This is a genomic window from Prauserella marina (assembly GCF_002240355.1).
Taxonomy (GTDB): domain Bacteria; phylum Actinomycetota; class Actinomycetes; order Mycobacteriales; family Pseudonocardiaceae; genus Prauserella_A; species Prauserella_A marina.
The window spans coordinates 4,494,374-4,515,048 of record NZ_CP016353.1; the positions used below are offsets into that span (position 1 = coordinate 4,494,374).

At 68.4% G+C, this 20,675-nt stretch carries 19 protein-coding genes; 10 read left to right on the top strand and 9 right to left on the bottom strand.

All coding sequences use genetic code 11. The features are described from left to right. The first annotated feature begins 121 nt into the window (after window positions 1-121). The gene (locus BAY61_RS33050) at window positions 122-1,435 is read left to right on the top strand and encodes a helix-turn-helix domain-containing protein (RefSeq protein ID WP_110057684.1); all 1,314 of its coding nucleotides are present in this window, start codon (window positions 122-124) and stop codon (window positions 1,433-1,435) included. Here the strand turns inward: BAY61_RS33050 and BAY61_RS21090 are convergent. Next, on the bottom strand, window positions 1,419-3,608 hold the full coding sequence (locus tag BAY61_RS21090) for an MMPL family transporter (RefSeq protein ID WP_091810133.1): 2,190 nt from the start codon (window positions 3,606-3,608) through the stop codon (window positions 1,419-1,421). The two genes, BAY61_RS33050 and BAY61_RS21090, sit on opposite strands and share 17 nt — an antisense overlap. 97 nt (window positions 3,609-3,705) lie before the next feature. On the opposite strand from BAY61_RS21090, the gene BAY61_RS21095 reads away from it, so the two are divergent. The 3 genes from BAY61_RS21095 (at window position 3,706) to BAY61_RS21105 (ending at window position 7,372) form a co-directional block, all read left to right on the top strand. After that, complete coding sequence (locus BAY61_RS21095) at window positions 3,706-4,407, top strand: response regulator transcription factor (protein WP_245865301.1); 702 nt, start codon at window positions 3,706-3,708, stop codon at window positions 4,405-4,407. Beyond that, window positions 4,407-5,876, top strand: a complete 1,470-nt coding sequence (locus BAY61_RS33385) for a sensor histidine kinase (protein ID WP_211323521.1) — start codon at window positions 4,407-4,409, stop codon at window positions 5,874-5,876. The genes BAY61_RS21095 and BAY61_RS33385 overlap by 1 nt, the downstream gene beginning before the upstream one ends. 77 nt (window positions 5,877-5,953) lie before the next feature. Next, a complete protein-coding gene (locus BAY61_RS21105) occupies window positions 5,954-7,372 on the top strand; it encodes an outer membrane protein assembly factor BamB family protein (protein WP_091810137.1) in 1,419 nt (472 codons plus the stop codon). A gap of 6 nt (window positions 7,373-7,378) precedes the next feature. On the opposite strand, the gene hisD is transcribed toward BAY61_RS21105, so the two are convergent. Both hisD and BAY61_RS21115 read right to left on the bottom strand, forming a co-directional pair. Then, window positions 7,379-8,734 (bottom strand): histidinol dehydrogenase, encoded by a 1,356-nt coding sequence (hisD, locus tag BAY61_RS21110; RefSeq protein ID WP_091810138.1) that lies wholly within the window; start codon window positions 8,732-8,734, stop codon window positions 7,379-7,381. A gap of 93 nt (window positions 8,735-8,827) precedes the next feature. After that, complete coding sequence (locus BAY61_RS21115) at window positions 8,828-9,763, bottom strand: LysR family transcriptional regulator (RefSeq protein WP_091810139.1); 936 nt, start codon at window positions 9,761-9,763, stop codon at window positions 8,828-8,830. Between the two features lie 171 nt (window positions 9,764-9,934). On the opposite strand from BAY61_RS21115, the gene BAY61_RS21120 reads away from it, so the two are divergent. Both BAY61_RS21120 and BAY61_RS21125 read left to right on the top strand, forming a co-directional pair. After that, window positions 9,935-11,275 (top strand): MFS transporter, encoded by a 1,341-nt coding sequence (locus BAY61_RS21120; protein WP_091810141.1) that lies wholly within the window; start codon window positions 9,935-9,937, stop codon window positions 11,273-11,275. Between the two features lie 48 nt (window positions 11,276-11,323). Beyond that, the gene (locus BAY61_RS21125; RefSeq protein ID WP_091810143.1) at window positions 11,324-12,967 is read left to right on the top strand and encodes a N,N-dimethylformamidase beta subunit family domain-containing protein; all 1,644 of its coding nucleotides are present in this window, start codon (window positions 11,324-11,326) and stop codon (window positions 12,965-12,967) included. Here BAY61_RS21125 and BAY61_RS21130 read toward each other — a convergent pair. Beyond that, window positions 12,952-13,392 (bottom strand): hypothetical protein, encoded by a 441-nt coding sequence (locus BAY61_RS21130; RefSeq protein WP_143021463.1) that lies wholly within the window; start codon window positions 13,390-13,392, stop codon window positions 12,952-12,954. The genes BAY61_RS21125 and BAY61_RS21130 overlap by 16 nt on opposite strands. A gap of 140 nt (window positions 13,393-13,532) precedes the next feature. On the opposite strand from BAY61_RS21130, the gene BAY61_RS21135 reads away from it, so the two are divergent. Next, the gene (locus BAY61_RS21135; protein WP_091810147.1) at window positions 13,533-14,195 is read left to right on the top strand and encodes a hypothetical protein; all 663 of its coding nucleotides are present in this window, start codon (window positions 13,533-13,535) and stop codon (window positions 14,193-14,195) included. Window positions 14,196-14,205: 10 nt separating this feature from the next. On the opposite strand, the gene BAY61_RS21140 is transcribed toward BAY61_RS21135, so the two are convergent. Then, the gene (locus BAY61_RS21140) at window positions 14,206-14,631 is read right to left on the bottom strand and encodes a pyridoxamine 5'-phosphate oxidase family protein (RefSeq protein WP_170140143.1); all 426 of its coding nucleotides are present in this window, start codon (window positions 14,629-14,631) and stop codon (window positions 14,206-14,208) included. Between the two features lie 204 nt (window positions 14,632-14,835). On the opposite strand from BAY61_RS21140, the gene BAY61_RS21145 reads away from it, so the two are divergent. Both BAY61_RS21145 and BAY61_RS21150 read left to right on the top strand, forming a co-directional pair. Next, window positions 14,836-17,037, top strand: coding sequence for a heavy metal translocating P-type ATPase (locus BAY61_RS21145; protein ID WP_245865303.1), 2,202 nt, complete (start codon window positions 14,836-14,838; stop codon window positions 17,035-17,037). A gap of 164 nt (window positions 17,038-17,201) precedes the next feature. Then, a complete protein-coding gene (locus BAY61_RS21150) occupies window positions 17,202-17,594 on the top strand; it encodes a DUF302 domain-containing protein (RefSeq protein WP_091810154.1) in 393 nt (130 codons plus the stop codon). A 26-nt stretch (window positions 17,595-17,620) separates the two neighbouring features. Here the strand turns inward: BAY61_RS21150 and BAY61_RS21155 are convergent, their stop codons facing one another. Then, window positions 17,621-18,001 carry a VOC family protein gene (locus BAY61_RS21155; protein ID WP_091810156.1) on the bottom strand — a complete coding sequence of 127 codons (381 nt, stop codon included), beginning with the start codon at window positions 17,999-18,001 and terminating at the stop codon, window positions 17,621-17,623. Window positions 18,002-18,102: 101 nt separating this feature from the next. Here BAY61_RS21155 and BAY61_RS21160 point away from each other — a divergent pair, with 101 nt between their 5' ends. Next, window positions 18,103-18,435 (top strand): hypothetical protein, encoded by a 333-nt coding sequence (locus BAY61_RS21160; RefSeq protein ID WP_176879882.1) that lies wholly within the window; start codon window positions 18,103-18,105, stop codon window positions 18,433-18,435. On the opposite strand, the gene BAY61_RS21165 is transcribed toward BAY61_RS21160, so the two are convergent. The 3 genes from BAY61_RS21165 to BAY61_RS21175 all read right to left on the bottom strand — a co-directional run bounded on the left by BAY61_RS21165 (window position 18,407) and on the right by BAY61_RS21175 (window position 20,675). Beyond that, on the bottom strand, window positions 18,407-19,303 hold the full coding sequence (locus BAY61_RS21165; RefSeq protein WP_245865305.1) for an APH(3'') family aminoglycoside O-phosphotransferase: 897 nt from the start codon (window positions 19,301-19,303) through the stop codon (window positions 18,407-18,409). The genes BAY61_RS21160 and BAY61_RS21165 overlap by 29 nt on opposite strands. Window positions 19,304-19,445: 142 nt before the next feature. Further along, complete coding sequence (locus BAY61_RS21170; protein WP_091810159.1) at window positions 19,446-19,781, bottom strand: VOC family protein; 336 nt, start codon at window positions 19,779-19,781, stop codon at window positions 19,446-19,448. A 69-nt stretch (window positions 19,782-19,850) separates the two neighbouring features. Next, window positions 19,851-20,675, bottom strand: coding sequence for a carbohydrate ABC transporter permease (locus BAY61_RS21175; RefSeq protein ID WP_420848868.1), 825 nt, complete (start codon window positions 20,673-20,675; stop codon window positions 19,851-19,853).

Consider the following 20,675-nt stretch of genomic DNA (forward strand, 5'->3'; position numbering starts at 1 on the left):
CGCGCGCGGGACTGCGCACAAGCCATTAGACGACATAGCGTGGACGTACGAACCCGTGGAGTGACGATTGGTTCCGACCGGCTCGCTTCAGGCACGCCGAGGATGGGGATGTTCATCAGTCATGTCTCGCAACAACTCCCCCGAGATCGGGGACGTCATCCGAACCGCCCGCCGAGCACGTGGTCTGAGCCAGTATCAACTCGCGACCGTCCTCGCGACCACGTCGGGACGGCACACCGTCAACCGTGAGCTGATCGCCCGGTGGGAACGAAAAAAGCAGGTCCCCCGAAAGGATTCACGGGTATGGCTCGCCACGGTCCTCGGAGTGCCGCAACAGGAACTGGAGAAGGCCGCCGGAGCCACGACATCGCCTGCGCTGCCGGGCGAGATCGCGGTTCCGGCACCACGACAAGCACCCGGCTCCCGGCTGTGCCCTTTCATCGGATCCGACAATCTGGGCCGGGTCCTCGCACTGCTGCTGTTGAACCGCGACACCTGGCATTCCTACGAGGAGATCGCCGAAAAGACCGGCTGCGCCACGAAGACCGTCCGGCGGCACTGCCGGTTTCTCACGAGGGCCCGGATAGTCGTCGAGCGCAAGGGCGAAGACAGGGCCAGGGTCCGCGCCGGAGAACGAACCTCGACGGTCGTGGCCCTCACCGAACTGATGCGGCTGACCTATGCCGTCCCCCTCGTGGTCGAGACCGAGTTTTCGAGTCTGGCCGCGACGTCGAGCGTGTCGGTACTCGGCGACTGGAGCAACCAATGCACAGGGGCGACGTCGAACGAGCCGTCGAAGATCGTCGTCGACTTCCGGATCTCCCATGACGAACCGGCTCCCGGCCGAGCCGACGTCGCAGCCGCCGCGCGGCGATGCGAACGTCAGCTCCGCAGGCCGGTCAGCGTCAGGATGCGGTTCACCACCACGAACCGGCCCGGCGCGATCCGGCTCACCGCGGCGACGCGGCAGGTCTCGGCCACCGCGTCCGGCCTTCAGGACGGCGGCCTTCCCGACATCGGAACCATCGTGCGTGATCTTGTCGACGTCGGTGCCGTCGAACACGTCGAGGCGACCCCGCGACACACCCGGCAGGCGCTCGACACGGCTGCCGACCATCTTCGCGGGGCCCGGCGCATCCTCGACGGTTCCCCGAAATCCGCCTTCTTGCTGACCGCGTCGGCCGCCCATCTCGTCGCCGTCGCCGTGCTCGCCCACCACGGACTCCGCATCACCTGCGACCCCGACGATTTTCTGGCCAGCAGAATCCTTCGCGCCAGATTCGACGACCGGTTCGCTCTCGTCAACCAGCTCGGCAAGCGTCTTGCCGACCTCACCAGCACCGTCGACCACGTCGGATGGGCCGAAGCCGAAACGTGTATCCGGTCCGTCGAAGAACTTCGTCTGTTCGCCCTCCGCCTCATCCGGCCGACATGACCGGTCGCTCCGCTTGCCCTGCCCTGGATTCCTCCCGCAACGGGGACGGCGGCACCCGCAGCACGGCGGCCGCCCACCCGGGTAGCCACCAGTTCCACTTTCCCATCATCGCCACGAACGCGGGCACCAGTAGTGAGCGGATCAGGGTCGCGTCGATGATGATGCCCAGCGCGACACCGGAGGCGAAGATCGCGACATCCAGTTCACCACCCGTTGCCATCGAAGCGAAGGAGAAGAACAGGATCAGCGCCGCGCACGTCACGAGCCGCCCCGTGCGGCCGATTCCCCGCACGACGGCCTCCATTGTGGACCCACACCGGTCGTATTCCTCCCGCATCCTGGCGAGGATGAACACCTCGTAGTCCATCGACAAGCCATACAGGAACGCGAAGATCGTGACGGGAACGAACGTGCCGATCGCGCCGTCCGGCTGGATACCCAGCAGTTCCCGCGTTCCCCAGCCCCATTGCCACAGGATCACCATCGCGCCGAGCACGGCACCCAGTGACAACAGATTGAGCGCGACCGCCTTGAGCGCGAGGAGAATCGAACGAAACGCCCTCGCCAGCATCACGAACGTGATCAGCGAGAGCACGGCGAGCATCCAGGGAAACGCTCCGTAGGTCACCGCGACGTAGTCGATCTGCTGAGTGACGTTGCCGCCGACGAGGACGCCGTCCGGCACCGCCTCGATCACGGCGGCGACGGTGTCCTTGCCCGCTTCCGAACCGCCTTCGTCGAACGGCAGCACCGTCAGCAGGGCCGAGCCGTCCCGTTGCCACGCCTGCCCTCCGGGGGCGACGACGCCGTGTACCCCCGGCACGGCACGCACGACGTCGGCGACGGCGCCCGCGTCGCCCTCCTCGGGCACGTACACATCGAACGACGTCAGCGTGCCGGAGGGGATTCCGGTTTCCTCCAGCATGGTGAGACCGTCACGACCGCCTCCGGACGTCGCGAGGTCGTCCGTCGTCGGCACGTCGAGGTTGATGCCGAACGCCACGACCGACAACGCCGTCAGTACCCCGGCCGATCCGAGCAGCACGATGCGGCGACGCCGGACGACCACGCGCGCCAGCGCCGTCCACGCTCGGCTCGCCCGCTCCTCGCGGACGGCGGTGCTCGACGCTGCCCGGCCACGCTCCAGCCGGTGACCGGCCCTCGACAGCACCAGCGGCAGCACGGTGAGCGTCACCAGCGCGCTCGTCGCGGCGACGAGGGTGCCGCCGACACCGAGGCTGCGCAGCAGCGGGATGGGCAGCACGATCATCGCCAGCAGGCCGATGGCCACGGCGGCTCCGGAAAACACCACGGCGTGCCCCGCCGTGGCCATCGCACGGTGGACCGCCTCGTCGCCGGTCACGCCCCTGCCTCGTTCCTCCCGCCACCGGGTGACCAGGATCAGCGCGTAGTCGATGGCGATTCCGAGCCCGAACAGGGGGATCATGATCAGCGTCGTCTCGTGGACGTCGATCAGCAGGCTCGCGGCCAGCAGACCGGTGAACGAGGCAGGCAACGCGATCATGGCCGTCAGTAGCGGCACGAAGGCCAGCGCCGAGCGGAACACCCAGGCCAGCAGGATGATCGCGGCACCGACCGTGACCGCGAGCTTGACCGGCACGTTGAAGCCACCCGCGTCCGCGCCCGTCGCGAGCGTGTCGAGCCCGGTGACCCGCAGCGACGCGCCCTCCGGCAACAACGGCCGCATCGCGCCGTCGATCGCGGTGTCCAGCTCGGCGCCCTCGCCGAGCGCGCTGCCGGGGATGCCTCCCTGCTCGACGGGCCCGCCGAAGACGAGCCCGAAAGTGGTGCGCCGGTCGTCGCCGACGAACCGGTCGTCGCCGGTCCCGGCGTAGGACACGACCCTGGCACCCGTCACCTCCTCGACGGCGTCGAAAGCGGCCCTGACCGCTTGTACCGCGGGCCCGCTGTCCACGGGCATGCCGTCCGGAAACCTGATCACCGGCACGAAGGGCCGCTCGTAGCCGCCGGTGCCATAGGTATTCATGATCTGCTGGTTGGCCTCGTATCCCGGCATGCCGGGATAGGCGTTGTTCTCGGAGACGTTGGGCAGCAACAGCGCGAGCGCGCCCCCGCCGAGCAGCACGGCGGCGAAGGTGAGCAGGCTGGTGAGGCGCCGGTGTCTCAGCACGAACCTCGACAGTTTTTCCATGCCGACAGCCCAGCCGACGTTTCTTCGGGCGCCCTTCGAACCGCCTTGGAGTTCGCTGTCACAGAGTTTCTTAAGAACGACAGGTCACACTGAAGCGGTGGTGAGCCGACTACCGACCCGCATCCTCGTCGTCGACGACGAGCAGTACCTTGCCGACCTCGTGTCCACCGCGCTGCGTTACGAGGGCTTCGTGACGGCGGTCGCCGGAACGGGCAGCGCCGCGACGGAACTGGTGGACTCGTTCGCCCCTGACCTGATCGTGCTCGACGTGATGCTGCCAGACGGGTCAGGGGTCGACGTCTGCCGCAGGCTTCGCGGCAACGGCCGCACCGCGCCCGTGGTGTTCCTGACGGCACGGGACGGGACCGAGGACAAGATCGCGGGCCTGACCGTCGGCGGGGACGACTATGTCACCAAGCCGTTCAGTCTGGAAGAACTGATCCTGCGGATCCGCGCGGTTCTGCGCAGAGCGAAGCCGGAGGGCACGAACGGGGGCCTCACCTTCGCCGACCTCGAAATCGACGACGACGCTCACGAGGTACGCAGGGGCGGGCGGGCGATCGAGCTGACACCGACCGAGTTCACCCTGCTGCGCTACCTCGTCGCGAACGCGGGCAGGGTGCTTTCCAAACGACAGATCCTCGATCACGTGTGGGAATACGACTTCGGCGGTAACGACGGGGTCGTGCAGACCTACATTTCCTACCTGCGCCGCAAGGTGGACGCGGGTGCGGAGCCGCTGATCCACACCATCCCGCGCGTCGGCTACATCGTGCGCCTGCCCGATGGCAAGCGCTGATGTCGCTGCGGACCCGCCTGATCGTCACGGTGGTCGGCCTGCTCGCCCTCGGGCTCGTGCTCGCGCTCGGCGCGACCTCGGGAGCTTTGCAGGACTGGAAGGGCGAACAGAACGACGATGTGCTGACGGCGGCCGGACGGCACCTCGCGGACACCCTGCGGGAACGGCCTGACGGCACCGTCCGGCTCGACTCCTCGGGGACACCCGGCGACATCGGCACCGTCTGGCGAGAGCTGGCGACCGACGGCGACGTTCCCTCCCTGTTCCAGCTTCGCGACGCCGAAGGGAAGCTGCTCCAGACCGTCGGCTACGGGCCGCTGCCCTCGCTGCCCGACCAGCTTCCCGCCGAGCACAGGCCGGACCGGCCGAGCGCGGACAACCCCGACGGCGAACGGTTCTTCTCGGCGGAAACCGCGCTGGCCGACGGGGCGACCGGCGGGCCGAACTGGCTCATCAGGACGAGCTTCGCCGGTGAGCACGGCAAGATACTCGTGGTCGGTGTGCGTACCGAACGCTCCGACGAGTTGTTGTCGCGGGCCATGACCGTCGCGTTCGTCTCGGGAGGCGTTGCGCTAGTCGCGGTCGCGCTGTTGTCGTGGCGCGCGGTGCGAAGGGGACTTCGCCCGCTCGACGACATCGCGGACACGGCGAGAGAGATCGGGTCAGGCGACCTGAGCAGACGGGTGCCGGAAGCCAAGCCCGGAACCGAGATCGGCACGGTGTCGGCGGCGCTGAACTCGATGCTCGGTCAGCTGGAGACCGCCTTCGCCGAGCGGCACGAATCGCGGGAGCGGCTGCGCAGGTTCGTCGCCGACGCCTCGCACGAGCTGCGCACTCCGATCGCCACCATCAGGGGCCACGCGGAACTGTTCCGCCGCGGCGCGGCCGAGCGCCCCGCCGACCTGGCGAAAGTGGTCGGCCGCATCGAATCGGAAGCCCAGCGGATGGGGGAACTCGTCGACGAACTGCTCTTGCTCGCCAGACTGGATCAGGGCAGCCCGCTCGGCAGGGAACCGGTGGATCTGACGAGCCTCGCCGCCGACGCCGTCACCGACGCGCTGGCGACCGAACCGGAAAGGGAGCTCACCCTGCGTGCCGAGGGGCCCGTTGTCGTCACGGGTGACGCGGCGCGGCTGCGGCAGGTGCTCGGCAACCTGGTTTCCAACGTTTTGCGGCACACCCCGGGTGAGGCGTCAGCCGTCGTCGCCGTGCGCGACACCGGCGACGGCGCGGTCGTCGAGATCACCGACACCGGCGGCGGGATGTCCGAAGAGGAACTGGGGCGCGTATTCGAACGCTTCTACCGAGCGGACCCGTCCCGGTCACGCGGCAACGGAGGCGCGGGACTCGGGCTTTCCATCGTCGCCGCGGTCGTCGAGGCACACGGGGGAAGGGTCACCGTCAGCTCCGCACCAGGTGAGGGGACCATGTTCAGGGTCGTGTTGCCGTCCGAAGACGGGCGTACTTGACTGTCCACATAGGACCTCTCCCTGCTCGCCTCCGGAAATGAGAGCGCGATGAAAGCGCGGCGCCCGACACTGACCGCATGCGCAGTCCCTCCCCGAGCACCGGGCGCGCCGCCGACGGCGGGCGGGCGGCGATCTGGCTGTCGTTGCTCTTCTGTGTCGGCATCGGCGTCGTCACGGGTGTCGTCGTCATCCCGAAGCTCCTCGCGAACGAGCCCCTTCCCGGCACCGCGAAGCCCTCCGATGATTTCCAGCCCATCGAGGTTTCCCTCCTGGAGACCATCGACACCGGCGACTTCTTCGAAGCGGGTTCCTACCGGGTCGCCGACACTGGACTGCGCGGCGACATCGCCTTCGGTGTGTTCAGCGACGACGACGTTGCCGTCCTCGCGGCCACGTCCCCGGATTCCCGGGTGAAGTGGCACAAGGAGTTCGGGCACGACGGTCGTTCACTGTCTATCTCGGTCGCGGACTCGCTGGTGGTCACCTACGACGGCGGCTCGCTGGCGGTGCTCGACCTCGAAACCGGCGCCGAAAAGGGAACTCTCAAGGACATCCAGCCATGGCTCATCTCCGGCGAGCACCTTGTGGCACGGGAGATGGAAAGCGAATCTCTGCGGGTATACGACCTCCAGGATCTCGGAAGTCCACCATGGACGCTCGCCGAATCACCCTCGGGCACGTCGTTCGAACCTGACCCGACCTTTCCAGGAGAGGGCCTCGTGAAAGCCCAACTGGACTCCGAGTCGTTCTGGATGACGGACCAGAACACGGTCGACCCCGGAATATCCAACCCGCTGCCCGCCGGAGCAGGCGGCGAATTGCTTTCACACACCGCGATTCACACCGGCAAGACGACGGTCAGGGACAAGGTGAGCGGGAAGGTGAAGGCAGACCTCGCCTTGGCGAAGCGACCGGAAGACGTGCTGCTCGCCGATGATTCACTCTACGTCCTCACCGGCTCCGGCTCGACGGTCGAGGTGGCGGCCTACGCGCTTGCCGAGCCCGGCCTCCCCGCGTGGAGGGAAACCTTCGACACCGGCGCGCGGCTGGGCTCTTCGCTCAGGCTCTGCGACGGCACCACGGTCTGCCTGCTCACCCAGACTCGGGACCACGACCTGCGCACCCACGCCATCGACAGCACGACCGGAGAACTCCGCTGGGAACGGGAACAGGACGACCAGGTCTTCCGTCCGCTCGGCGCGACCATTCTCGTCTCCGCGACCGGCGAGACCGGGTTCGACGTCGTCGACGCCCGCACGGGCGAGGTCACCGCCCCGCGCCGGAAGGTGCTCGGACTCGGCTACCCCGGCAAGGACCGGCTCGTCGTCGTCGGGGTCGACAAAGCCGTGTACCTCGACACCGTGACCGGCGCCAGCCGACTGCTGAGCGCCGACGCGGCGACACTCACGACAATGCCGAATCGCTGTGTCTTCGGCGACTCGTACCTCGCCTGCGCCACCGACGACCGGTTCGAGCTGTACCGGTACGAACCCTGACCGCGGTCAGGACCGGTCGACGGCCGGGGTCCCTTCGAAGGCCCCCGAGTGACGGCCGACCTCGTCGATGCGGATCGTCGCGGTGGCCTCGTGCGCGGCGAGCCCTTCGAAGGCCGACACCCGCTCGACGGAAGGCGCGAGCGCGGGCGTGCCCTCCTTGCCTGCCCGCTGATAGGTCAGCGGCTTGAGGAACCGGGACACCGAGAGACCGGCGTTGTAACGGGAGGTCTTGCCCGTCGGCAGTACGTGGTTGGTGCCCGCGATGCCCTTGTCGGAATAGGCGACGGTGCTCCACCTTCCGAGAAACAGCGAGCCGTAGTTGGTCAGGTTCTCCAGGAAGTACTCGTCGTCGGCGGTCTGGATCTCCAGGTGCTCGGGTCCCCACACGTCGCTGACCTCGGCGGCCTGCCTCGCGTCGGCGGCCACGACGACCGACCCGTAGTCGCGCCACGCGGCTCCGGCGATCTCGCGGGTGGCAAGCGTCTCCAGCTGCCGTTCGATCGCGGCCACGACCTGCCTTCCGAACGACTCCGACGTGGTGACCAGCGCCGAAGGCGAGTTCGGGCCGTGCTCGGCCTGCCCGAGCAGATCGGCCGCGACCCATTCGGGGTCGGCGGTCTCGTCGGCGATCACCGCGACCTCGGAAGGGCCGGCGAGCAGGTCGATGCCGACCTTGCCGAACAGTTGCCGCTTGGCCTCGGTGACGAACGCGTTGCCCGCGCCGACGAGCATGTCGACCGGGGCCTCGTCCAGCAGCCCGAACGCCATCGCGCCGAGCGCCTGCACTCCGCCGATGGTGAACACCCTGTCCGCACCGGAAAGGTAGGCGCCGTACAGCACGGCCGGGTGCGCCCCGTGCTCACCGGAAGGCGGCGTGCAGGCCAGCACCGCGGGCACCCCGGCCGCCTTCGCGACGCCGACGGTCATGAAGGCACTCGCCAGCAACGGGAACCTCCCGGCAGGCAGGTAGGCGCCGACCCTGCCGACGGGAACGTAACGCTGACCGCAGATCACCGAAGGGGCCAGCTCGATCTCGAAGTCCGTCAGGTGTTCGCGCTGGGCGAGGGCGAACCGGTTGGTCCGCTCGTGGCCGAGTTCGAGCGCGGCCCGCACGTCGGGCGGCAGCGCGTCCCCCGAGCGGCGCAGCTCGGCCTCGCCGAGTTCGAGTGAACCTGACCAGCCGTCGAGTTCCTCGGAGTAGGCGCGAACGGCGTCGAGCCCTCGGCGTTCGATCTCGGTCAGCATCTCGGTGACCCGCGCGATGACCTTCGGGTCCCGCTGCGCGGGGGGACCGTCGACGGCGGGCTTCTTGAGCCAGGTCAGCGGACCGAGCTGGGCCGCCTCGGAGGGAGTGATCTGCATGGCGACGAACGTAGGGAAATCCGAGGCACAGGACCAGAGGGGTGACTCCTGGGCAAAGACCAGGGTAATCCGATGGCGGCGATTCTCCGCAGGTCAGACCGGGCGACCGGGAAGCCGGGGCCGGGGTGCTGAGCCCCGCACCTCACTGATCGCGTCCTCGGCGAGCCTGGCGAACTCACGGGTCGCCCTCGACAGCGGCCGTCCCCGCTTGCGGGCGAAGGCGATCGTGTCGTAGAGCGGTTCGCTGAACGACGCGGTGTGCAGACCGGGAGGGAAAGTCGGGCTGTTCAGCAGCGCCGAGCTGACGATGGTGTCTCCGAAACCCGCCGCGACCAGCTTCAGCGCGGCCTCGACGTGCTCGATCTCGATCATCGGTTCGACCCGGACGCCCGCGAGCTGCGCGCGGTCGGCCAGCTGCCTGCGGGTCGGGTCCTTCCAGCCGAAATGCGCGTCGTAGAACACGAGGCGCCGCTCGGCGAACCGTTCGATCGTGACCGGTTCGGCGGTCCTGGCCGGATCGGCGCTGACGTAGACCACCTCGTCCGTCATGAGCGGGGTGATGACCAGATCGTCGTCGTCGACGGGAAGCACGATCAGGCCCGCTTCGATGTCACCGGAGGAAATGGCCGCGGCTGTCTCGGCCGAGTTCTGGCCGACGAGCCGCACTCGCACGGCCGGATACCGGCGGTGGAAGGTCTGCACCAGGTTGCCGAGCAGGTAGTAGTCGGCGTTGCGGAGTACGCCGAAGGTCGCCGTTCCCCCGCCAAGCGAGCCGAGCGAGCCCACCGCCCTCGCGCCCTCGTCCGCGGCGGCGATGCTCTCGCGGGCGTAGGGCAGCAGCTCGGTGCCCGCCGCCGTGAGGGTGAGCCGCCGCGAGCCCCGCACGAACAGCACGGCGTCCAGCTCTTCCTCCAGCCTCCTGACCAGCTCCGACACCGAGGCCTGCGCGATGTCGAGGTAGGCGGCGGCAGCGGTGAACGACCCGAGTCGCTCGGCTGCCACGAACGCGCGAAGCTGGTTGAGTGTCACCTCGAAACCTCCTGACCAGGCATCTTCCGACAAGGTCAGGGTAAAGCTATGGCAGCCCTAGTTCCGAGTGCCTACCCCTATGGCAGTGGCAACACTTAGCGTTCCCCACCGACGCGAGTCGCCGGTATCGCCGATCTCGGCGCTACCGCTTTCGACGGACAGGGACACGGTATGGCGGCAACGACGAAGGCCAACTCACGGAAGGCGACGGTGGCCGGGGCCATCGGCAACTTCATCGAGTGGTTCGACTACAGCATCTACGGGTTCATGGCGGTCACCATCTCGACCGTCTTCTTCCCCGGCGACGACCCGACCGCCGCGCTCCTTGCCACCTTCGGCGTTTTCGCGCTGCCGGTGATCACCCGGCCGCTCGGCGGCGTCGTGTTCGCCAGATTCGGCGACCGGATCGGGCGCAAGAAGACCCTCGCGCTGGTGCTGATCCTGATGTCGGCATCGACAGGCGCGATCGGGCTGATTCCCAGCTACGCGACCATCGGCGTGACCGCGCCGATCCTGCTGATCCTCGCGCGCATCGTGCAGGGCTTCTCGGCTGGCGGTGAGTACGCGGGCGGGGCCGCGCTGATCGCGGAGAGCGTTCCGGCGAAACGGCGCGGGCTCATGGTCAGCCTCATGCCCTCCAGCACCGGGCTCGGGCTGCTGGCCGGTTCGCTGTTCTCCTTCGTGCTGGCCGGTGCGCTGACGGCGGACCAGCTCCAGAGCTGGGGCTGGCGGGTCGGCTTCCTGGTGGCGATTCCGCTCGGTCTCGTCGGGCTCTACATCCGCCTGCGGCTTGAGGAAACCAGCGCGTTCCAGGAACTGGCCGAATCCGACGAGCTCGCGTCCTCCCCGGTCAAGGAAACCCTGCGGACCCAGCTCGGCAACGTCGGCAAGGTCGCGGGAATCGCTCTTGGACAGACGGTCTGCTACTACGTCGTCCTCGTCTACACGCCGACCTTCCTGCGTACCGAACTCGGCTACAGCCCGAGCGACTCGCTGATCGCGACCTCGCTTGCGATCGCCGTGTACGTGGTGACGATTCCGGTCGCCGGTCATCTCTCCGACCGCATCGGGCGCAAACCGCTGCTGTTCGCGGGTTCCGTCGCCATGCTGGTGCTGATCTTCCCGACCTTCCTGATCATGGAAGGCGCGAGTCTTCCGCTGATCGCCACCCTGCAAGTGCTCGCGGGCGGGCTCGCGCTCGGCTGCTACACGGGACCGCTCGTGTGCACCTGGGTGGAACTGTTCCCCACTCGCGTGCGCTACACCGGGGTGTCACTGGGCTTCAACCTTTCGGTGATCGCCTCCGTTTCCTCGCCGTTCGTACTGACCTGGCTGATCTCGACGACGGGCAGCGACCTGATGCCAGCCTGGTACGTCGCGATCGCCGTCGCGATATCGCTGCTGACGCTGTTCGTGGTGCCGGAAACCGCGCCGGCGAAAGGCGGTCACGACCACATCACCCCTGCGGCGGACGACGAGGAGGCCACCACGCCAGGACGGGCCGGGTCCTAGCGCGGACCGCACAATCGACCGAGCCGGAAACAGCCAACGGAGGACCACGTGACGACGGCCAACGGATCCCGCCCTGGAGGGGACCTCGTTCCCGAGCCCATCTCCGGACTGCCACCAGGCCCGCAGCGGGTCTGGGTCGAGATCCCAAGGGACGACGGGTACCCGGCGGCCTGGTGCTACTCCGACCGCAGGGCCTACCGGCCTGGCGACACCGTCGAACTGTTCATCTCCTCCACCACGCCGAGAGTCGGGCTGCGGATCTTCCGCGACGGGGTGGAGGAGACCACCGTGCATCGCGCGACGCTGGACTCGGTCGGCTTCCAGCCCGTCGCGGCCGACGCCTACGAAAGCGGCTGCGACTGGACGGCCACGACGGAATTCCCGCTTCCCTCCGACCTGCGTCCCGGCCCGTACCTCGTCGAACTTCGCGACCCCTCCGCGAGCGAGCACGCCAAGCCGCTCGGGCACCATTTCTTCGTCGTCCGCGCCCCCGCTGCTCGCCCGCACGCCCTCGTGCAGGTGCTCGCGACCTGCACCTGGTCGGCCTACAACGACTGGGGCGGCGCGAGCCACTACTTCGGCCTGCATCCAGGCACCGCGCGGGGACGATCTCCCCGGCTGTCCGCCAAGCGGCCGTGGGCGAGGGGACAGATCTGGCTGCCCGAAGGCGCTCCGCGCATGGTCGCCTCGGCCCGGCCGAGGCGACCCCAGCCGCCTCGCTACGAATTCGCCGAATGGGCCTACCTCAACGGCTACACGAAGTACTACGCGGCGGCCGGCTGGGCGAGCTACGAACGGCACTTCTTCCGGTGGGCGGAGGCAAGCGGCTTCGACGTCGACCTGATCATCCAGGAAGACCTGCACGACGATCCCGGTTGCCTCGCCCCGTACCGGTGCGCCGTATTCGCCGGTCACGACGAATACTGGACCGCTCGAATGCGAACGCACGTCGACGACTTCGTCGAGGCGGGCGGCAGGGTCGCCAGATTCGCGGGCAACTTCATGTGGCAGATCCGCCTCGAAGACGGCGGCGACACCCAAATCGCCTACAAGTACGACGCCGCCGAGCGCGACCCCGTCGCGGGCACCGAGGCACGGCACCTGCTCACCGGCGCGTGGGAGGACCCGGCGGTCGGCAACCCCGGAGCGACCACCTTCGGGGTCAACGCGCTACGCGGGATGTACGCGGGTTTCGGCGCCTTCGCGCCCCGTTCTTCGCGTGGCTACACGGTTTTCCGGCCGGAGCACTGGGCGCTCGACGGAACCGGGCTCGGCTACGCCGACACACTCGGCGACGAAGCCGCCGTGTTCTCCTACGAGGTCGACGGTCTCGACTACGAGTTCCGTGAGGGACTCCCCCACCCCACCGGAACCGACGGCGCGCCGGAAGGGCTGCGGATCATCGCCATGAACTGGTCGACGGCCGCCGAGGCAGGGCGCGACGCCGACCGGAGCTACTTCATGCTCGGCGACGGCGACGCCCGCTACCGTGCCGGTATCGCGGGCGAGGAGTACACCGGCGAGAACAAGAGCCGGTTCGCCAGGGGCGCGGGCATGATCGTCTCGTTTCCGCGCGGCGAAGGGGAAGTGTTCACGGCTGGCACATGCGAATGGGTCAACGGACTTCGCACGGACGACCCGTACATCACGAGGATCACGGACAACGTGGTGCGCGCCTACCTTGGCCGTTGACCGGCCACAATGGACCGGGTCGCACCCGCGAGTCCCCCGTCCAAACACGCGAGATCCGCGCTCGTGCAGGCGAGATCCGCACTCGTGCAGGCGAGATCCGCGCTCGTGGCGTCGAGATCCACCTTCGTGCGTGTCGAGCGCCGCGTTGGGGCGAGTGGGTCCCTCACCGCGCTCAGGAAGGGGCCGCTCGCCCGCTGGCGGCGCTCAGCAAGCAGACAACGCGAACAAAACGACGAACCCACGACAAACTCGCGGACCGGAACGCGGAACTCGACATCGCCGACGCGGATCTCGCGCGCCCGAGTGCGGAACTGGACGTCCTGAGCGCGGAACTCGACGGGCTGAACGCGGAACTCGCGCGCCCGAGTGCGGAACTCGACGGGCTGAGCGGGGGACTCGCGAGGCGGCCGGACCACGGCGGCCACGAGCACGGCTGCGCCGGCGGCCTACTCCGCACCGAGTACCCGGAAGTCTTCCCCCGGCGGATTCGCCGAGGCCGCCCAGCTCACACAGTGGAGGCGAGCCCACCGAACGCGCAAACCCCGCCGAACACCACGGAGCCGAGATGCTGCTGATCGAGGTTTTCATCCCCCGCGACACGTTGAGCGAACGAGAACAGCGGGTGCTGGCACGGCGGCTCATCGACGGCCTGATGGTGGAGGACGACAGCCACGCCATCGAGATCATCGAGGCCCAGCGGCTGCTCACCCAGGTGCTGGTGCACGAACCCAGCACCTGGGTTCTGGGGCAACGACCGGCGACCGCCCCCTCGAACCCGCCACGCTATCTGGTGCGCGTGACCGTTCCCGCCTCATGGCGCAAGGACGTCGCCGAGCACACCGTGCGGTTCGTCACCAGCGTCCTCGCCAGGACCGAACGAGAGGCGGGCCGCGATCCGGAGCGGATCGTCCGCGAACCGCACGCGGTGGTTCTCGTCGACGGCGTCACCGAGGGCGGCATCGGCATTCACGGCAGGGCCATGGGAACGATGGAACTGACCGAACTGGTCTCCCGGCCCTACCGCGACCGCGCTGCCGACAGCCCCGCCCCGGAACCGGAGGACGGGACGGTGACCGACCCGATCTGTGGCATGAGCGTGACTCTCGACGACAACGCGCTGACACTGGTACACGAAGGCGTCCGCTACGGGTTCTGCCACGGCCTGTGCCGAAGGGCCTTCGCCGACGAGCACGGAGTACCCCTCGGCAGCGGCAGCAGCGACGAGTGACACCGCCCGATCACATGAGCCTGACACGGGTCGGCCGCACGCGGATCACCGAGGAGAACTCGGCGAACAGTTCCTCCGCGCTCAACCCGGCGGCTTGTAGCTCCTCCCGGTATCGCCGGACGTAACGGGCCGCCTCCTCGTCACTCACCGGCGCCGGGACGGGCACCACCTCGCCTTCCACGGTGACTACGCTGCCCTCCTCGCGATCGCGCGCGAGATCGAGGTGCAGGGACACCTTCGGATTCGCCGCGATATTGCGGATTTTCGGGGTTTTCGGCTGGCTCAGAATCAGGAATTCCTTGCCATTCCACAGGAAACCGACCGGCGACGATTGCGGCTGACCGTCGGCGCGCAGGGTCGTGATCCAGATTTCCTTTTCGTCGTCGAGGCGTTGTCCCGCCAGCCGTCTCGCGGGTTCGTCAAGTCCAGGAAGCACGGTGCTCTCCTCTCCTCGGGACAGCCACGCTAGGACCTCCATCATTGTCGAGGTCAAGACTTCCCGCGAAGCCCACCACCAGACCGGCGCCATACCCCCCACCCGTTCCTAGCCGGACCCGGCCCACGGGCGCGCCCGACCACGGCGAACCGCCACGACCCTCACGCTTGCGTCGCATACCCCTTAGGGGTATAAAGTATCGCCATGAGCCCGAAACACGATGCCACCGACGCCACGCGGGATTCACGAGCCCACGAGGCACGGCGTGCGGACGACGAGCGGCGCGGTCATGCTGGATCCGACATGACTCACCAGCACGGCACACCCGACGCGACGCTGACCCAGCCGGACGCGGCCGTCACCCACTCGGAGCACACCGGCCACGACGAGCACACCGGCCACGGCGGACACGAAGGCCACGGAGACCACGTCGGCCAGTTCCGCAGGCTTTTCTGGATCATGCTCGTGCTGGCGATTCCCGTCGTGGCCTTCAACGACATGTTCGCCATGCTCGTCGGCTACCACCTGCCGGAAACAGGCTGGATTCCGTGGGTGTCGCCCATACTGGGCACCGTCGTCTACGCGTGGGGCGGCACGCCGTTCCTCACCGGGGCGGTCAGCGAGGTCAAAAGCCGCAAACCAGGCATGATGCTGCTGATCGGGCTGGCCATCACGGTCGCGTTCGTCGCATCGTGGGGCGCGAGCCTCGGCGTACTGCACCACGAACTGAACTTCTGGTGGGAACTCGCCCTGCTGGTCGTGATCATGCTGCTCGGCCACTGGATCGAGATGCGCTCACTGGCGAGCACGACCTCAGCGCTCGACTCGCTCGCGGCGTTGCTGCCCGACGAGGCCGAGCGGGTCGATGGCGACCGGATCGTCACGGTCTCCCCCGCCGAACTCGCTCTCGGCGACGTCGTCGTGGTGCGTCCCGGTGGTTCGGTTCCGGCCGACGGCCGGATCGTCGAGGGCACGGCCAGCATGGACGAATCGATGGTGACCGGGGAATCCAAGCCGGTCAGGAGAGGCAAGGACGACCAGGTCGTCGCCGGGACCGTCGCCACCGACTCCGGCCTGCGGGTCCAGGTCAGCGCGGTCGGCGACGACACGACGCTCGCCGGTATCCAGCGACTGGTCACCGACGCGCAGAACTCCTCGTCGCGGGCACAGCGACTGGCCGACACCGCGGCGGCGTTGCTGTTCTGGTTCGCGCTCGGCGCCGGTCTGATCACGGCGGCGGTGTGGACGTTGCTCGGCGTGCCCGACACGGCCGTGATCCGTACGATCACCGTGCTGGTCATCGCGTGCCCTCACGCGCTCGGCCTCGCGATCCCGCTCGTCGTGTCGATCGCCACCGAACGCGCGGCTCGCGGCGGCGTGCTGGTCAAGGACCGCCTCGCGCTCGAAAGCATGCGCACCGTCGACACCGTGCTGTTCGACAAGACCGGAACCCTCACGAAGGGCGAACCGACGGTCACGGCGGTCGAGCCCGCACCCGGACACCACGACGACGAGGTACTGGCACTGGCCGCGGCAGCCGAACTCGACTCGGAGCACCCGCTCGCCACGGCGATCGTCAACGCCGCCCGGCACAGGGAGCTGCGGCTCTCCGGCGCGAGCGACTTCACCTCGGAGCCGGCCGTCGGTGTCACCGCCACGGTCGAGGGCAAGCGGATCCAGATCGGCGGGCCCTACCTGCTGAACGAGCAGGGGCGCGAGGAACTTCCCGTCGCGACGGACTGGAAGGCCGAGGGAGCCACCATCCTGCACGTGCTCGCCGATGGCGAGGTCATCGGCGCGCTACGGCTCGCCGACGAGATCAGGGAGGAATCCAGGCAGGCGGTCAACGCGTTGCACGAACTCGGCGTCAGCGTCGTGATGATCACCGGGGACGCCGAGGCCGTCGCGAACTCCGTCGCGCGAGAGCTCGGCATCGACAGGGTGTTCGCCGGTGTACGACCGGAGGACAAGTCGGCGAAGGTCGCCGAACTCCAGCAGGAGGGCCGCAAGGTCGCGATGGTCGGCGACGGCGTCAACGACGCGCCCGCGCTGGCCAAGGCCGACGTGGGTATCGCGATCGGGGCGGGCACCGACGTGGCCATCGCCTCGGCGGGCGTCATCCTCGCCAGCGACGACCCTCGTTCGGTGCTGTCGGTGATCGAACTGTCGAAGGCCAGCTACCGCAAGATGAAGCAAAACCTGTGGTGGGCCGCCGGGTACAACCTCATCTCGGTCCCGCTCGCGGCGGGAGTGCTGGCGCCGGTCGGCTTCGTGCTGCCGATGTCGGTCGGTGCGGTGCTGATGTCGGTGTCCACGGTCGTCGTCGCGCTCAACGCCCAGCTGCTGCGGCGCCTCGACCTGCGGCCAGAGGTGAGCGCGGGCCGGATCACCGGCGCGGCACGCTGACGCTACGGAAAGGGGCGGTGCGGGCATACCCGCACCGCCCTTTCGAGTCCCGCCGGGAATCGGTCCACACCAGATCGCGCGCTTCGGCTGGGCAGGGTTTCCGTCCGGCCGACGGGGTATTCCCCGGTGGATGTTCCGAGTGCGGCTGCTGTGGGAGGACGGCGATGGATTACGGCTTCACCGTGCGATCCGTGTCCGGAGTCGAGGAGACACTGGTCCTGCTCAGGTCGGCGCTGACCGCACAGGGTTTCGAACTGGTCGGCGAAAGCGACCTGAGTACCGTGATCAGAGAGAAGGTCGGCGAGGAAATCGGGCCCTGGGTATTGGTGAACGTCTGCCATCCGGACCTCGCCTTCCAGGTGCTCGGCCTCGATCGCGGCATGGGTGTGCTCGTGACCTCCGGCATCGTGGTCCGCGCCGGCAGGGACGCCACGATGGTCGAGGCGCTCGATCCCCAGGTGGTACTCGGCCTTGCCGAGGACATGCGGCTGGACCCCATCGGCGCCGAGGCGGGAAGGCGGCTGCGGGTCGCCTTGCGACAGCTTCCCCGGCCGTGACCACCTTTCAGTCCACAGTGGACGGATCAGGTCGAGGGGCTCCTGCTGAGGTCGACGACACAGAACGGGTTGCCATCGGGGTCGGCGAGCACCACGAAGTCGGGATTCTCCGGATAACTGTCCCACTCGATCCTCGTCGCGCCGAGCCCGAGGAGCCGCTCGACTTCCGCGGCTTGCTCTTCCGGCGAATCGACGAAAAGGTCGAGGTGAACGCGAGGGTGGGCCTCCACCGGCGACTCGCTGAGTTGCAGCCCCAGCGCCCTCGCCGAGTTGTCGGCGACGTTGAGGGTGCACCAGCCGTCACTCGCCCATTCGGTGGTAGGCGCCAAGTTCAGCGCGGCAGACCAGAACGCCACGGCGCGGGGCATGTCGACGACACCGATCACAGGAATTCCGAGCCTCAGCATCACCCCACGCTACCAAGAACTCACCGAAGGCACATCCGGCGAAAACGACAGTCCACTATGGACATGAGCAACGATCTCCGGGGATGGCGCATACTGGGGTGGTGAGCACCCACCACGGCGACGAACCGGCACCCCACGTGGACCCCGCCGCGTTCGCCGCGGCGCAACGGCATGTGTTCGCGGGCAAACGGCTCAGGATCGGCCGCTCGCGGACCGTGCACGGGGTCGCGTTCCGGCCGTGGCTGGGCGGCCTCGCCCTTCCCGCGGCGACGTGCAGGCAAGGGTGGTCCGGTGTCGGGGCTTCGGGGGAGCTGGTGGCGACAACGGCACCCGTGAGCTGCCGCAAGTGCAGGCGCATGATCGGCGACGCCGACGGCGGCCAGACCGCGTTGTTCGAAACAGCCGTTAACCCCAGGTCAGTGGATCCAGCATGAGGTAGAACCTGAGCCGTTCGGCGTCGAGCGGCAGGCCGTAGTACTTCGCGAACTGTTCGTCGGCGTGGCGCGCCCGCTCCTCGTCCGGCCAGGTCTCCCTCGCGTTGGCCAGTACCAGTGCCAGATCGGCGTGCCGGTCGGCCCTGCCGAGCCTGCCGAGATCGACGAAACCGGTGAACCTCATGGTCTCCGGGTCGAGCATGATGTTGGGCAGGCACAGATCCCCGTGACACACCACGATGTCGGCGGCCTCCTGCGCCGCCCGCTTCGCCTCCTGGGCGCGCAGCGAGGCGAGCTGCCGCTCCGGCGCGACGTCACGCTGATCCGGCTGTAGGAAGTCCGGATCGACCGCTCCCCTGCCGACCACGTCGTCCGCGAGCGCCAGCATCGCGGAGAGTTCTCTGCCGAACGGGCAGTCCCCGGCAGGCAGCTCGTGCAGGGCCCGGGTCGCCTCCGCGATCGAGGGCCACGCCCGGCGCAGTTCGCCATCGTCGGCCTTGTCGGCGGGTACTCCCGCGACCGCGCTCGTCAGCAGGCACGCGCCGGTCTCGTCCGCCGTCCAGTCCAGCACGCTCGGCCCCGGCACGCCGTGGCGGCTCAGCCAGGCGACGCGATCCCGCTCCTGTTCCAGCGCCGCCACGTGCTCCCGCTTCACGCACTTGGCGTATTCGGTGCCGCCCGGCGCGCGGAAGACCTCCGCGCCCGATTCCCCTTCGGTGACGGGCTGCCATCCCGCGGCGGCCCGCTCGCCCACCAGTCCGGCCAGCGTCGCCCTGCCATGACAGGCGCCGGTCAACCCGATCAACTCCTCACCAAAGCTGACCCGGACCGCGACGGCATCAATGGCGTCCATCGCCTCGGTACCCACCCAGTCGAACCGTCAATGCCGCGCGGACTCGGGCACACCACCAGTGCTGGTGGTCGCGAGAGATTACAACGAAGGCCATCGGCGGGCGGGCGGTGGCCCCGCTGCCGCGACGGGAAACCGTTGCGCTATCGGAGGGGCCACGTCACGCGGGATCCGGTGTCCCCGGTCCCTCGGCGAGCGAAAGTGCGTTGCCGTCCGGATCCAGAACGACGACATGACGTACGCCGTTGCCGTATGTCTCCACCGGCCCGTGCGCGGTGATTCTCGCGAGGATGTCATCGAGACCGGTCACGCCGAGCGTGATCGTCGCGCCGCCCACCCGTTCGGTCCGCTCGTCGACCACGACCCACGCGTTTTCGCCCACCTGCCACAGGTGTTCCTCGCCGACGATCTCGTCGGCGGGGCGCCCGAAGAACACCCCGTACCATTCGACTGCCTTCCGCCGGTCGCTCACGGGCATGACGCTGTACAGATCCATGTCGCCTCTCCTCGATCGTCCCCTGTCTTCGAGGTTCGACTCGCGGCACGTCCGGAACTCATCGGGGCGTCAGCGGCCGAAGCCCGCCGTGAGCCCGCTGACGAGCTGCCTTCTGCCGAGGATGTAGAGCGCGAGCACGGGCAGGGTGGAGAGTACGACGGCGGCCAGTACCGCGGGAATGTTCACGGTGAACTGCCCCTGGTAGCTCCACAACGCCAGTGGGAGCACCCGCTGATCGGGACTCTGGGTGAGGATCAGCGGGAAGAGGAACCCGTTCCACACCGTGAGGGCGTCGTACACCGCCACCGTGATCACGGCCGGTTTGACCAGCGGCAGCACGAGACTGACCACCGTTCGCCAGTGCCCTGCCCCGTCCATCCGCATCGACTCGAACAGCTCCGAAGGCACGTCCCTGAGGAAGTTGGCGAGGATGACCACGGTCAGCGGGATGGCGAAGGCCGCGGAGGGGAGGATGATCGCCAGCAGCGTGTCGTAGAGCCGGGCCTTCGTGATGAGGTAGTAGACCGGGATGATCACCGCTTGGAGCGGGATCGCCAGGCCCAGCAGGAACACCTTGTAGGTGAGCCCGGCCCATCGTCCCTCGCCGCGCACGACGTAGTAGGCCGCCAGCAACGACACCGTCACCGTGATGGCCACGGTCGCGCCCGTCACGAGCACGCTGTTGCCCAGGTAGCGAAGGAAGTCGTTGTCCAGCACGAGCAGGTAGCTGTCCACGGTGGGATCGGCGGGCGGCGCGAGCGGGTTGGCCGAGAAGAACCCCTGCTGGCTGCGCAGGCTCGTGATGACCACGTAGTACACCGGAACGAGGACGACGAGCAGCCACAGGAAACCGGCGAGCCCGCCGGGGATGTTGACCCGAGCACGGGTTGCCAC

What these genes read in the sequence shown, in the direction of transcription:
- BAY61_RS33385 (WP_211323521.1), top strand. Translation starts at nt 4,407, where the DNA reads ATGTCGCTGCGGACCCGCCTGATCGTCACGGTGGTCGGCCTGCTCGCC.
- BAY61_RS33050 (WP_110057684.1), top strand. Translation starts at nt 122, where the DNA reads ATGTCTCGCAACAACTCCCCCGAGATCGGGGACGTCATCCGAACCGCC.
- BAY61_RS21090 (WP_091810133.1), bottom strand. Translation starts at nt 3,608, where the DNA reads ATGGAAAAACTGTCGAGGTTCGTGCTGAGACACCGGCGCCTCACCAGC.
- BAY61_RS21155 (WP_091810156.1), bottom strand. Translation starts at nt 18,001, where the DNA reads ATGCTGAGGCTCGGAATTCCTGTGATCGGTGTCGTCGACATGCCCCGC.
- BAY61_RS21135 (WP_091810147.1), top strand. Translation starts at nt 13,533, where the DNA reads ATGCTGCTGATCGAGGTTTTCATCCCCCGCGACACGTTGAGCGAACGA.
- BAY61_RS21145 (WP_245865303.1), top strand. Translation starts at nt 14,836, where the DNA reads ATGAGCCCGAAACACGATGCCACCGACGCCACGCGGGATTCACGAGCC.
- hisD (WP_091810138.1), bottom strand. Translation starts at nt 8,734, where the DNA reads ATGCAGATCACTCCCTCCGAGGCGGCCCAGCTCGGTCCGCTGACCTGG.
- BAY61_RS21150 (WP_091810154.1), top strand. Translation starts at nt 17,202, where the DNA reads ATGGATTACGGCTTCACCGTGCGATCCGTGTCCGGAGTCGAGGAGACA.
- BAY61_RS21105 (WP_091810137.1), top strand. Translation starts at nt 5,954, where the DNA reads ATGCGCAGTCCCTCCCCGAGCACCGGGCGCGCCGCCGACGGCGGGCGG.
- BAY61_RS21170 (WP_091810159.1), bottom strand. Translation starts at nt 19,781, where the DNA reads ATGGATCTGTACAGCGTCATGCCCGTGAGCGACCGGCGGAAGGCAGTC.
- BAY61_RS21120 (WP_091810141.1), top strand. Translation starts at nt 9,935, where the DNA reads ATGGCGGCAACGACGAAGGCCAACTCACGGAAGGCGACGGTGGCCGGG.